We start from the raw sequence: 13,998 nt of genomic DNA on the forward strand, positions 1-13,998 counted from the left end.
GCGGAAGCCCGAAGAGGTGAAGTCCGCAGCTCGGGTGCTGGAAGTGCTCGAACTGCTCGGCGCGGACGGCGCCCGGCTCTCGCTGGCGGAGATGGCGACGGCGATGGCGGTGCCGAAGAGCAGCCTGCACGCCATCCTGCGCACGATGCAGGCGCGCCGGTGGGTGGATCTCGACCCGTCAGGGACGCGCTACAGCCTCGGTCTCAAGGCGCTGTTGACGGGCACCGCCTACCTGGAGGGCGACGACGTCACCAGCCTGGCGGGGCCGGTGCTCGACGCGCTGGCCGAGGAGACCGGCGAGGCCGTGCACCTGGGCAGGCTCGACGGCACGCACGTCGTCTACCTGGCCAAACGCGAGTCGCGGCACGCGCTGCGGATGTACTCCGCGGTCGGCCGCAGGCTCCCCGCGCACGCTACGGCGCTCGGCAAGGCGGTGCTCTCGCAGTACGACCACGCCGAGGTGCAGCGGCGGCTGGACTGGCCGCTGGAGCGGATGACCCCGACCACGGTGGTCGACCCCGACGCGTTCCTGGCCCAGTTGGCCGAGGCGCGGCTGCGCGGCTGGGCGGCGGACGACGGCGAGAATTCCGTCGACATCCGCTGCGTCGCGGTCGCGCTCGGCGGCGGCCAGGGCGAGGACGCGATCAGTTGCTCGGCGCCCAAGAGCCGGATGGACGACGCGCGGGTCGAGGAGGTCGCGCAGGCGGTCACCGAGGCCGCGCAGTCGCTGAGCACCCTGCTCAAACGGCTGGGCCAGCACTGACCGGCCGCCGCCACCGCGCCGACCGGCCGCGGGCCGGCCGCTGAACCGGCACGGGCCGCCCGCCGGCTCACCACCGGCCCGCCGCCCGCCTGCCACCGGGCCTGACGCGCTGTCGGGCCCGGCCTGACGGGCCGTCCGGCCGACCGGGGCGTGCCGACCCCTTGTGTGTCCCGCGTGGCGGGGGTTACGGTCGTCGCGAGTTTGTCAAAGTGATTGACAAACTCGGAATGCCCTCTCTACGTTCGGATACCGGTACGTCATTCCGTTACCTGTACGTGGGAGTTCGTATGGCATTGCCTGATGCCGGCCCCGCACCGCTCGCCCCGGCCCCCTGGGTCGACGAGCGCGGCGCCAAGATCCGCATCACGGCCGTTCGCACCTTTCTGACCGCCCCCCACGGGTGCCCCCATCTCATCGTCCGCGTCGAGACCGGCGAACCGGGCCTCTACGGCCTCGGCTGCGCCAGCGACCCCCAGCGCACGCTGGCCGTCCGCTCGGTGCTCGACGACTACCTCGCCCCGCTGCTCACCGGGCGGGACCCCGACGACATCGAGGACATCCACCGGCTGATCCTCAACAGCGCCTACTGGCGAGGCGGTTCGGTCACCGGCAACGCGCTCGGCGGCATCGACGTCGCCTTGTGGGACCTCAAGGCCAAGCGCCTCGGCGCGCCCCTGCACTCGCTGTTCGGCGGCAAGGTCCGCGCCTTCGCCGAGGCGTACACGCACGTCGACGGCCGCGACGCCGCCGAGATCGCCGACAAGGTCCAGGCCGCGAGGGAACACGGCTACCGGCACGTCCGGATCCAGGCCGCCGTGCCGGGCGCCGACACCTACGGCGCCTCCGGCGGCGGCACCGCGGACGCCGACGCGGTACGCGAGCGGCGCGCGCCCTGGGACAGCGCGGGCTATCTGCGGCACGTGCCGGGCGTTCTCACCCGTGTGCGCGAACTCGTCGGCGACGACGTCGAGTTGCTGCACGACGTGCACGAACGGCTCGACCCCCGGCAGGCCAGGGACTTCCTGCGCAGGGTCGAGGACGCCGGACTGTACTTCGTGGAGGACCTGCTCGCGCCCGAGGACACCCGGCACTTCAAGCGGCTGCACGACGCCTCGCCCGTACCGCTGGCGGTCGGCGAACTCTTCCACGACACCGCCCAGTTCACCGCCCTGCTGGACGGCCCCGACATCGACTTCGCGCGGATCCGCGTCCCCACCCTCGGCGGCCTCACCCCCGCCCGCAAGATCGCGGCCTTCTGCGAACTGCGCGGTGTCCGGCTCGCGCCGCACGGCCCCGCCGACGTCAGCCCGGTCGCCCAGGCCGCCACCTTGGCCATGGACATCTCCAGCCACGCCTTCGGCGTCCAGGAGGCCGCGGTCTTCAAGCCGCCCGTCCACGAGGTGTTCCCCGGCACGGTCACCGCGACCGCGGGCGGCCTCGTACCCCATGACACCCCGGGCCACGGAGTGGACTTCGACGAGGCCGCCGCCCGCCGTCACCCCGTGCCCGAACCCCTGGCCCACGACCGCTGGGCCCTGCTGCGCAACACCGATGGGAGCGTGCAACGCCCGTGACGAATCCGATCAGAGCCGGTGAACCCGGAGCCGGAGCCGACCAGGACGGGGCCGGCCGGGAGCGGTCCGCACGACGGGCGTTGGTGGTACGCGGCGGCTGGGAGGGCCACGCGCCGATCGCGATCACCGACCTCTTCCTGCCCTTCCTCAAGGACGAGGGCTTCACCGTCGAGACCGCGCAGTCGCTCGACGTCTACGCCGACCGGGACTTGATGGCCGCCACCGACCTCGTCGTCCAGTGCTGGACGATGGGCGAGATCAGCGGCGAGCAGACCAGGGGCCTGGCCGAGGCGGTCAGGGCGGGCACCGGCTTCGCGGGCTGGCACGGCGGGATCGTCGACTCCTTCCGCGGCGACGTCGACTACCAGTTCCTGACCGGCGGTCAGTTCCTCATGCACCCGGCGGGATTCCTCGACTACCGGGTCCATGTGCGGCCCGAGCGCGCCGACCACCCGGTGATCGCCGGGATCGGCGACTTCGACGTGCACACCGAGCAGTACTGGCTGGCCACCGACCCCGACATCGACGTGCTGGCCACCACGACCTTCCCGCCGGACGGCGAGCGCGCGCACCCGGTCGTGATGCCCGCGGTGTGGACCAGGAGGCAGGGCGCGGGACGGGTGTTCGTGTCCGCCATCGGGCACAAGGCCGACGACTTCGACGTGCCCGAGGTGCGGGCGCTGACCGAGAGGGGACTGCTGTGGGCGAGCCGTTGAGGATCGGCATGGTCGGCGCGGGCAAGATCAGCGGCCAGTACCTGGACACCATCGCCGGGCTCGAAGGGCTGCGGCTGACCGCCGTCACCGACCTCGACCCCGGCCGGGCCAAGGAGGCCGCCGAGCGCGCGGGCGCCGAAGTGGCGTCGAGCGTCGCGGAGTTGGTGGCGCGCGACGACGTGGACGCTGTCCTGAACCTCACCGTCCCCGCCGTGCACGCCGAAGTGGCGCTGGCCGCGGTCGCCGCGGGCAAGCACGTCTACGGCGAGAAGCCGCTCGCCGCCACCCGCGAGGAGGCCGCCGCCGTGCTCGCCGCCGCGCGCGCCGCGGGCGTCCGGGTCGGCAGCGCGCCCGACACCGTACTCGGCACCGGCACCCAGACCGCCCGCAAGGCCGTGGACGACGGGCTGATCGGCACGCCCGTCGCCGCGACCGCCTTCATGACCACCGCGGGCCACGAAGCCTGGCACCCGGACCCGGAGTTCTACTACCGGCCCGGCGGCGGCCCGCTGCTCGACATGGGCCCGTACTACCTGTCCGCGCTGGTCCACCTGCTGGGCCCGGTCGTCAAGGTCACCGGCGCCGTCGCCACCCCGCGCGCCGAACGCGCCATCGGCAGCGGCCCGCGCGCCGGGGCGCGCTTCCCCGTCGAGGTCGACACCCACGTCACCGGCGTCCTCCAGCACGAAGGCGGCGCCCTCACCACGCTGATCATGAGCTTCGACATCCACGCCACCCGGCTGCCGCGGATCGAGGTGTACGGCACCGAGGGCTCGCTGTCCGTCCCCGACCCCAACGGCTTCGACGGCCAGGTCGAGTTGTTCACCGACGGTACGTGGCAGCCGCTGCCGGTCTCGGCCGGATACCGCGGCGCGGGGCGCGGCACCGGTCTCGCGGACCTCGCCGCCGCCGTCGCCGCCGGACGCCCGCACCTGGCGTCGGCCGAACTCGCCCAGCACGTACTGGACGTGATGCTGACACTGCTGGACGCCGCGCACGACGGGACGGCGCTGCCGGTCACCAGCGGCTGCGAGCGGCCCGCGCGGGTGGATTCCGTGACACCGTAATTCCACCGAGGGCGGCAGGAAGGGCCACGGCCCTTCCTGCCGCCTTTTGCCGTTCCCGATGTCAGGTGAATTAACTGACGGCTGACTCCCTTTTCGGTTCCAAATTAGCCTGACAATTTGATAGTTGCAGGTCACGACCTGCGAGAAGAAGGAATTCGCGCGAGGCGTTGACTTGATAACACACATGGTTTTACATGGCGGTTACTGGCTGGACAGGAAGGGCTGCCGATGCATGACCGGATGAAGTCCGGCGAAGAGCGCATAGCCGCATTCCTCGCCGAACGGCTGCGCCCCGCGCTCTACCCGCAGAAGCTGCCCATGGACGTCGGCGCCTGGCACATCGCGGGCGAGCCCGTCCCCGCCGAGGTCGCGCTGCGCGCCGACTACACGCCGTTCGCCGTCGGCGAGGCGTGGGGGCGCCCCTGGGCGACCACCTGGTTCAGCGTCCACGCCACCGTGCCGGAGCGCTGGGCCGGGCGGCGGGTCGAGGCGCTGTTCGACCTCGGCTCGGGGCCCGACGACGGGACGGGGGAGGGAACCGGGGCCTGGACCGGGGCCTCCGGCGGCCCGGCCGAGGGCCTGGTGCACGACGCGCACGGCATCCCGCTCCAGGGCCTGCACCCCGGCCTCGGCGCCGTCCTGATCGCCGGCTCCGCCACCGCCGGTTCGTCCGTACGGCTGCTGGTCGAGGCCGCCGCCAACCCGCGGATCGCGGCGGGCAGCGGCGCGGGCACCCGGTACGGCGACCCGGCCACCGCGGGCGACACCCTCCTGTACCGGCTGCGCCGCGCCGACCTCGCCGTGCGCGACGAGGACGTCTGGCAGCTCGTCCACGACGTGCAGACCCTCGAAGGGCTGATGCGCGCGCTGCCCGAACAGCAGCCGCGCAGGCACGAGATCCGGCTCGCGCTGGAACGCGCCCTGGACGCCGTCGACCCGCGGGCCGTCGGCCGCACCGCCGGATACGCCCGTACGCTGCTGACCGACGTGCTCGCCCAGCGCGCCCACGAGTCCGCGCACACCGTGACCGCCGTCGGCCACGCGCACCTCGACTCCGCCCGGCTGTGGCCGGTGCGCGAGACGGTCCGCGAACGCGCCCGCGCCTTCAGCACGATGGCCGCGCTCGCCGACGAGTACCCCGAACTGGTCGTGGCCGCCTCCAGCGCGCAGCACTACGCCTGGATGAAGGACCACCAGCCGCATGTCTTCGAGCGGATACGCAAGGCGGTCGCGGACGGCAACTGGGCGCCAGTCGGCGGCATGTGGGTGGAGGCCGACACCGAACTGCCCGGCGGCGAGGCGCTGGTGCGCCAGCTCGTGCACGGACGGCGCTTCTTCCGCGACGAGTTGGGCACCGAGACCGACGGCGTGTGGCTGCCCGGCGCCTCCGGCGCGTCCGCGGCCTTCCCGCAGCTCGCCGCGCTCGCGGGCGCCCGCTGGTTCCTCGGCCGCCGCCCGGAGCCCGGCCGCGGCTCCGCGCTGCCGCACCACACCTTCCGCTGGGAGGGCCTGGACGGCACCAGGCTCTTCGCGCACCTCGCTCCGGTCGGGACCGACGGCGAACGCGGAACCGAGGCCCCTGCGCTGACCGGCGGCGACCTCGTACGGTCCGTGGACGACTTCGCCGACAAGGGTGACGCGACCCGCTCCCTGCTGCCCTTCGGCCGCGGCGACGGCGGCCCCGACCGGTCGATGCTGGAGCGCGCCCGCCGCCTGGCCGACCTCGACGGCGCGCCGCGCGTCACCCTCGGCGCCCCGGCCCGCTTCTTCCGCGACGCCCAGGCCGAGCATCCGGCCGCCCCCGTGTGGCGCGGCGAACTCGACCTCGCGCCGCACCTGGGCACGTACACCAGCCAGGCGCGCACCAAGCGCGGCAACCGGCGCAGCGAGGCGCTGCTGCACGAGGCCGAGCTGTGGTCGGCGACCGCCGCCGTACGGCACGGAATCCCGTACCCCTACGACGAGTTGGAGCGGCTGTGGAAGAAGGTGCTGCTCCAGCAGTGCCACGACATCCTGCCCGGCACGTCGATCGCCTGGGTGCACGAGGAGGCCGAGCAGACCCACCGGGACGTACGGCGCAGGCTGGAACGGCTGATCCGGCGGGCGGTCGGTGACCCGGACGGCGCGACCGTGCTCAACGCGGGGCCGCGGGCCCGCCGCGAGGTCGTCGTCCTCGAACCGGAGGACGGCCCGGTGCCCGGCACGCTCCTGACCGGCACTCTTCCCCTCGACGCCGCACAGCCTGGCACCGCACAGCCTGGCACCGCACAGCCCGGCACCGCACAGCCCGGCACCGCACAGCCTGGCACCGCACAGCCCGGCACCGCCCGACCCGGCACCGCACAGCCTCGTGCGGCGCGGCCCGGCACCGTACAGCCGCTGTCCGACGGCCGGTTCGCGGTCCTCGCGCAGGCCCCGGCGCACGGCTCAGGACCCGCGGGCATCGCGCTCGGCGACCTCGCCCCGGTCACCGTGACGGCGGGCGCGGACGGCGGCCACGTCCTGGACAACGGGCTGCTGCGAATACGGGTCGACGCGGCCGGTCTGGTGCGGTCCGCCGCCGACCTCGGCACCGGACGCGAGGCCATCGCGCCCGGCGCGGCGGGCAATCTGCTCCAGCTGCACCGCGACGAGCCCGGCGGCTGGAGCGCGGCGCACTACGCCCCGGCGGCCGGGTCCCGCGATCTGGACCGGGCCGACCGGGTGGAGGTCACCGCCGCGGGACCGCTGCTGGCCCGGCTGCGGATACTGCGCGGCACCGGACGCTCCACCGTCGTACAGGAGTTGACGCTGACCGCGGGCAGCCACGCGCTGACCGTCGACACCGAGGTCGACTGGCGCGAGCAGGACACCGTGCTCAAGGCCGCCTGGCCATTGGACGTGCACGCGGAACACAGCCGCGCGGAAACGCAGTTCGGCCACGTCGCGCGCCCCACGCACGGGAACACCGACGGGGACGCGGCCCGCCGCGAGTCGGTCGCGCACCGCTGGATCCACGTCGGCGAGCACGGCTGGGGCGTCGCGCTCGCCGGGGACTCGACGTACGGCTACGACGTGACACGGCACACCCGCGAGGACGGCGGCACCACCACCGTCGTGCGCAGCACGCTGCTGCGCGCCCCGCGCAGCCCCGACCCGCACGCCGACCGCGGACTCCAGCGCTTCCGGCACCGGCTGCGGCCCGGCGCCGACGTGGACGACGCCGTCTCCGAGGGCTACGCGCTGCACCTGCCGCTGCGCCCCGGCCCGGACACCGGCGCCGTCACCCGACCCGATTCCCCTCCCGGCAACGCTTCTGACGCGGCGTCACCGCCCCCGCTGGTCGCCGTCGACCACCCCGACGTCGTGGTCGAGACGGTCAAACTCGCCGACGACCGCAGCGGCGACGTCGTGGTCCGGCTGTACGAGTCGCGCGGCGGGCGGGCCCGCACCGTGCTGACCGCGGGCTTCCCCGCGACGGCCGTCCAGGAGACGGATCTGCTGGAGGAACGGCTCGCCGACCACCCGCACGACGACGGACGCACCCCGCTGACGCTCCGCCCGTTCCAGGTCCTCACCCTGCGGCTGGTCCGCCCCCGCGAAGGCCAGGAGGGCCGCGTTGCCTGAAACACCCCACTCGCCGCTCCCCGAAGTGCCGTCGCAGGACAGGGCGTTGCCCACCTTCCCCGACGAGCGGCGCCCGCCGGGACCGCCGGACGCGCGGACGCGGGACCTGCTGCGCCAGTGGGCCGCGGGCGACGGTCCGCTGGCCACCCGCGCCAGGGTCGTCCTGCTCGCCGCCGAAGGACTGCGGGACGCCGAGATCTCCCGGCGGCTCGGCGTCTCCCGGCAGACCGTGGGCAGTTGGCGGCACCGCTGGCAGAGCGCGGGGCTGCGCGGCCTCGAACAGCGGCCCCGCACCGGCAGACCCGCCACCGTGGACGAGGCCGAGGTGGTCACCCGGGCACTGCTCGCGCCCGGCGGCAGCGGCGCCAGCCGGGCCATCGCCCGCGAACTGGGCCTGTCCCACGCCACGGTGGCCGCGATCAGACGCCGCTGGCAGCTCACCGCGGACGAGACGACACCCGCTCCGCACGTACCGACCAGACCGCCGCTGCCCGGCACCGACGTGTGGGTGATGGGCCTGTACGCCGACGCGCGCGGCGCCGTCCTGCTCGCCGGCACCCGCGCCGCGGCCCCGGCGCCGGGACCCGCGGCCACCGTCATCGGCGAGGACGTCCTGGCCGGACTCGGCCGGGCCCTCGACGGGATGCGCCTGGCCGTGGCCCCGGACCCCGGCGGCCCGCCGCCGCTCGGGCTCACCGGCTACCTCGCGGCGGCGGCCGAACACCACCCGGACATCGCCCTGCACGCGATCACCCTCTGGGAGACCGGCCGGATCTCCGCGCCCCCGCCCGGCACCACGCCGGTGACCTTCCACCAGCTCCCGGCCCGCTCCACCTGGCGCGGCTTCCTGCGCGCCATGATCGCCCTGGACAGCACCAGCCACCCCGAGTCCTCCCGGCGGGTCTACCTCGACCTGGTCGCCGCGCTGGAACGGCAGACCGCGGGCGCGCCGGGCCCGGTCCGCTGGCTGCGCGAGAACGTCGCGGGCCACCTGCGCGCCCCGCACACCCCCGAGGCCGTCGCGCACCCGCCCTCGTTCAGCGGCGTCAACCAGATCGACCTCGGCTCCTTCAACGAGTGCGTGGTGATCGAGACCGTCCGGCTGTCCGGCACCATCACCCGCGGCGAGATCGCCCACCGCACCGGACTCACCCAGCAGTCGGTCTCCCGGATCGCCCGCTCGCTGCTCGACCGCGGCATCCTCGTCGAGGACGCGCAGCGGCGCGCCACCTCGGGCAAGCCCCGCACCCCGGTGCGGCTCAGCGGCACCGCCGCGCACGCGCTCGGCCTGCACATCGACCCCGAGGTGCTGACCGCCGTCGTCATCGACCTCGACGGCGCGATCGTCTGCACCCGCACCCGGCCGGTGAGCGCCGACATCGACCCGGCCGAATTCGTCGCGCAGGTGGTTGAGTTGGGCCGCGAGACGCTGCAAAAGGCGGGCGGCGCGGTCCGCGAGGACGGCTTCCTCGGCATCGGCGTCGCGGTGCCGGGCCCGGTCGACATCGCCTCCGGTACGGTGCTCGGCCCGCCGCTGCTGTCGGCCTGGAACGACCTGCCGCTGCTCTACCTCCTCAAGGACCACTTCCCGTGCCCGGTGATCATCGAGAAGGACTCGCTGGCCGCGGCGGCGGGGGAGCGGTGGATCGGCCGCGACCGCAGGGCCCGCGATTTCGCGTACCTCTACCTCGGTACGGGCGTCGGCTCCGGGCTCTACCTCAACGGCGACCTCTACCGGGGCGTCAGCGCCAACGCCGGTGAGTTTGGGCAGCTCTGCGCCATCGCGCTGGGCCGGGTGGACGCCGACGGGCGGCCCGAGCTGCTGCCCGAGTGCAATCCGCCGGTCTCCGTGACCGACTTCGCGGTCCGCCGCGGCTTGCCCGCCGCCGACGCCGCCCGCGGCAGCACCGCCGCCTACCGGGAGGTCGGCCGGGCCGCGGCGGCCGGTGACCCGGCCGCGACGGCCGCGCTGCGCGAGGTGGCGGGCGCCGTCGGACGCGGCGCGCTCGGCCTGGTCGACCTCCTGGACATCGACCTCATCGTGCTCGGCGGCCCGTTCTTCACCGACGACGTCGCCGACTTCTACCTGGACGAGATCGGCCGCGCCGTCAACGAATTCCCCACCGCCCGCAGGCTGCGCCGGGTCGAGGTGGAGCGCTCGGTGCTGAGCGCCGAGGCCGCCGCCGTCGGCGCCGCGTCGACCATCTTCCACGCCACGTTCACCCCCCGGCTGCGCGGGCGCGAGCGGCCCTGACCGCGACCCGAGCCCGGACCGGCTCCGGGCACAGGCCGGTGAGCAGCCCGCTTCCAGCTTTTTGCAGCGAGAAGTCAAAAAATGCCGGTCCGATCGCGTTCTTTGTCTTGACGCTGCGTCAAAGATGGCAACACACTGCCCAACTGATGACGCGAGACCCGGACTTCCTTCGGACTTGCACCGAAGTCGGTACCGGCATCTGCTCGATGCTGCTCGATGACGACGGAGGCAGGATGGACGAGCGAAAGCGCCGACGCGCGGGACTGGCCGCGGTCTGCGCCATGGCGTGTGCGATCGGACTGACGGCGGGCTTCGGCCCGAGCGCGGCCGCGAACACCCCACAGGAGGCGGTCGCCGCCACCCCGGTCTACCTCGACACCCACTACTCCTTCCAGGAGCGGGCCGCCGACCTGGTGTCGAGGATGACCTTGCAGGAGAAGGTCCAGCAGCTCAGCACCAACAGCGGCCCCGCCATCCCCCGGCTGGGCGTCCAGCAGTACACGTATTGGAGCGAGGGCCAGCACGGCGTCAACACCCTCGGGGCCAACCAGAACAACGGCGGGGCGCAGGGCGGCGTCCACGCCACCAGCTTCCCGACCAACTTCGCCTCGTCCATGTCCTGGGACCCGGCGCTGCTCTACCAGGAGAGCACCGCGATCTCCGACGAGGTGCGCGGCTTCGTCGACAAGTCGCTCTTCGGCACCGGCCAGAACAACCTCGGCCCGTCCGCCGACGACTACGGCTCGCTGACCTACTGGGCGCCGACAGTCAACCTCGACCGCGACCCGCGCTGGGGCAGGACCGACGAGGCGTTCGGCGAGGACCCGTACTTCGTCGGGCAGATGGCCGGCCAGTTCGTCGACGGCTACCAGGGCAACAACCCCGACGGCACCTCGAAGACCGGCTATCTGAAGGTCGCCTCCACCGCCAAGCACTACGCGCTCAACAACGTCGAGGACAACCGCACCGGCATCAGCTCCGACGTCAACGACACCGACCTGCGCGACTACTACACCGCGCAGTTCCGCTCGCTGATCGAGGACGCGCACGTGTCCGGGCTCATGACGTCGTACAACGCGATCAACGGCACCCCGTCGGTCTCCGACACCTACACCACCAACCAACTCGCCCAGCGCACCTACGGGTTCAACGGGTACATCACCTCCGACTGCGGCGCGGTCAGCACCAACTGGCGGCAGTTCCCCGGCGGTCACGACTGGGCGCCGCCCGGCTGGACCACCGACCACAAGGACAACCCGACGTGGACCGAGACCGCCACCGGCACCACGATGTCCGGTCAGGCCGGCGGCCAGGCGTACGCGCTGCGGGCCGGTACCGACCTCAACTGCACGGGTGACGAGGCGACCACCGCCAACATCCAGGAGGCCATCGAGGCGGGCGCGCTCAGCGAGGGCGTGGTCGACACCGCCCTGGTGAAGGTCTTCACCATCCGCATGGAGACCGGCGAGTTCGACCCGGCGAGCGCGGTGTCGTACACGAACATCACCAAGGACCAGATCGAGAGCCCGGCCCACCAGGCGCTCGCCACCACGGTCGCCGACAACTCCCTGGTGCTGCTGAAGAACGACAAGCGGGCCTCGGGCGGCGGCAAACTGCTGCCCGCCGACCCCGCCACCACCAAGAAGGTCGTCGTCCTCGGCGACCTCGCCAACACCGCGACGCTCGGCCTGTACTCGGGTGACCCGACCTACCGGACCAGCCCGCTGCGCGGCATCCAGAACGAGATCCACGCGATCGACCCCACGGCGTCCGTGGTCTACGACGCGGCGGGCACCTCGTCCACCGGCACCGCCGCCGCGGTGCTCTCCGACAAGACCAAGGCCGACATCAAGGCCGCCGACCTCGTGGTGCTGTTCGTCGGCACCACCCAGGCCAACGGCGACGAGGGCAACGACCGCGACAACCTGAACATGCCCGGCAACTACCAGTCGCTGATCGACCAGACGTCGGCGCTCGGCACCGACAAGCTCGCCCTGGTCATCCAGTCCGACGGCCCGGTCGACATCCAGAAGGAGGCCGCCGCCGGCTCACCGGTCTCCTCGATCGTCTTCAGCGGCTACAACGGCCAGTCGCAGGGCACCGCGCTCGCCCATGTGCTCTTCGGCGACGTCAACCCGTCCGGGCACCTCAACTTCACCTGGTACAAGGACGATTCACAGCTCCCCGACAAGCAGAACTACGGGCTGACCCCGAGCGCCACCGGCGGCCTCGGCCGTACGTACCAGTACTTCACCGGCGCCCCCACGTACCCCTTCGGCTACGGACTCAGCTACAGCTCCTTCTCCTTCACCTCGGTCAGCGCCAACAAGACGCAGATCACGCCGGACGGCACCGTGAAGATCGGCGTGGACGTCACCAACACCGGCAAGACGGCGGGCGCCACGGTCGCGCAGCTCTACGCGGCGACCCCCTTCACCGTCCCCGGCGTGGAACTGCCCGCCAAGCGGCTGGCGGGCTTCGCCAAGACCAAGGTGCTGGGGCCCGGCAAGAGCCAGCACCTGACCATCACCGTCAAGGCCGCCGACCTGTCCTTCTGGGACGCCAAGAGCTCCCGGCAGACCGTCCACAACGGCACCTACGCGTTCCGGCTCGGCCCGGACTCCGCGCACCCGGCGGGCACCGCGAACGTGAGGATCAGCGGCACTCTGACGCCCAAGGTGCGCTACGTCACCGTGCAGCCCGAGAGCGTCGTCCACGACGCGGGCCAGACCTTCTCGCTCACCGGCAAGAACAAGTGGATCAAGGACGACACCAACCCGGCGAAGGAACAGCGCGACCTGTCCGTCACCGCGGACGACGTCGTGGAGGCCGTCAACAACGACCAGTCCTTCGTCGACCTGTCCACCGCCAAGGTCACGTACCGCAGCAGTGACCCGGCGGTCGCCACCGTCGACAAGAACGGCCTGGTGCACGCCGTGGCCGACGGCGTCGCCACCGTCTCGGCGACCGTGGGCGGCGTCACCGGCTCCACCCCGGTCGTGGTCCGCGGCACCCTCACGCTCAAGGCGCTGCCGATCGCCAAGGCGGGCAGCACCCTGACCGCGACCACCACCTACACCAACGGCGCCGCGTCCGCGGTGCGGAACGTGTCGGTCACGCTCGCCACCCCGGCGGGCTGGACGGCCACGGCCACCAGCCCGGCGACCTTCGACACCGTCGGCGCGGGCCAGAAGGCCACCACCACCTGGCAGGTGACCGTCCCGGCCGGTGCGGACCCCGACAGCTTCACCCTGGACGCCACCGTCATCACCCCCTCGGGGGAGGAGAGCGCCCAGGCACCCGTCACCGTGCCGTACGCGTCACTGACCGCCGCCTACAACAACTCCGGCATCAGCGACGACGCCCACACCACGACCGGCAGCCTGGACGGCGAGGGCGCCAGCTTCTCGCTCCAGGCGCTGGCCGCCCTGGGCTGGCACGCGGGCCAGAACACCGACCACGACGGGGTGTCCTTCCCCTGGCCCGCCACCGCGGGCACCGGGGACCCCGACAACGCCGTGGCCGGCGGCCAGGCCGTCGAGATCACCGGCACCGGAACCAAGCTGGGCTTTGTGGGCACCAGCGCCTTCGGCGCCACCTCCGGCACCGGCACCATCGTCTACACCGACGGGACCACGCAGACCTACGCGCTGGCCCTGTCCGACTGGTGGGCCGGATCACCGTCGCAGGGCAGCGACTTCGCCGCCAGCACGCCCTACCTCAACAACGGCGGCGGACAGCAGCAGCAGACCGTGCACATCTCCGCGGCCACCGTGGACCTGCTGCCCGGAAAGACCGTCCAGGCGATCACCCTGCCCAACGTGAGCAAGACGCAGGTCGACCACCAGGTCGCCATGCACCTGTTCTCGATCGCGATCGGCGGCTGACACGCAGCGGCGGGGGGGGGCCCCCCCCCCGGGGGGGGGGGGCCCCCCCCCCCCGCCCCCCGCGCCCCCCCGCCCCCCGCCGCCCCCCCCCGGGCCCCCCCCCGGGGGGGCCCCCGCACCCACCGAGCTAA

Annotated in this window: 7 protein-coding genes; all 7 read left to right on the forward strand. The window is 73.2% G+C overall.

The window, feature by feature from the left end; genetic code table 11:
- The first annotated feature begins 16 nt into the window (after positions 1-16).
- The 7 genes from ACFY9V_RS30695 (at position 17) to ACFY9V_RS30725 (ending at position 13,867) form a co-directional block, all read left to right on the forward strand.
- Positions 17-763, forward strand: coding sequence for an IclR family transcriptional regulator (locus ACFY9V_RS30695; RefSeq protein ID WP_355338424.1), 747 nt, complete (start codon positions 17-19; stop codon positions 761-763).
- A gap of 287 nt (positions 764-1,050) precedes the next feature.
- Complete coding sequence (locus tag ACFY9V_RS30700) at positions 1,051-2,337, forward strand: enolase C-terminal domain-like protein (protein ID WP_391163839.1); 1,287 nt, start codon at positions 1,051-1,053, stop codon at positions 2,335-2,337.
- Between the two features lie 80 nt (positions 2,338-2,417).
- Positions 2,418-3,053 (forward strand): ThuA domain-containing protein, encoded by a 636-nt coding sequence (locus tag ACFY9V_RS30705; protein WP_355338792.1) that lies wholly within the window; start codon positions 2,418-2,420, stop codon positions 3,051-3,053.
- Entirely contained in the window at positions 3,038-4,120 is a 1,083-nt protein-coding gene (locus ACFY9V_RS30710; RefSeq protein WP_391163840.1) for a Gfo/Idh/MocA family oxidoreductase, read from the forward strand. The genes ACFY9V_RS30705 and ACFY9V_RS30710 overlap by 16 nt, the downstream gene beginning before the upstream one ends.
- Positions 4,121-4,348: 228 nt before the next feature.
- On the forward strand, positions 4,349-7,726 hold the full coding sequence (locus tag ACFY9V_RS30715) for a glycoside hydrolase family 38 C-terminal domain-containing protein (RefSeq protein WP_391163841.1): 3,378 nt from the start codon (positions 4,349-4,351) through the stop codon (positions 7,724-7,726).
- On the forward strand, positions 7,719-9,980 hold the full coding sequence (locus ACFY9V_RS30720) for an ROK family protein (RefSeq protein ID WP_391163842.1): 2,262 nt from the start codon (positions 7,719-7,721) through the stop codon (positions 9,978-9,980). Before ACFY9V_RS30715 ends, ACFY9V_RS30720 begins: the two co-directional genes overlap by 8 nt.
- A gap of 233 nt (positions 9,981-10,213) precedes the next feature.
- Positions 10,214-13,867, forward strand: a complete 3,654-nt coding sequence (locus ACFY9V_RS30725; protein WP_391163843.1) for a glycoside hydrolase family 3 C-terminal domain-containing protein — start codon at positions 10,214-10,216, stop codon at positions 13,865-13,867.
- Positions 13,868-13,998 lie beyond the last annotated feature (131 nt).

The organism is Streptomyces sp. NPDC008317 (assembly GCF_042955955.1).
Lineage (GTDB): Bacteria > Actinomycetota > Actinomycetes > Streptomycetales > Streptomycetaceae > Actinacidiphila.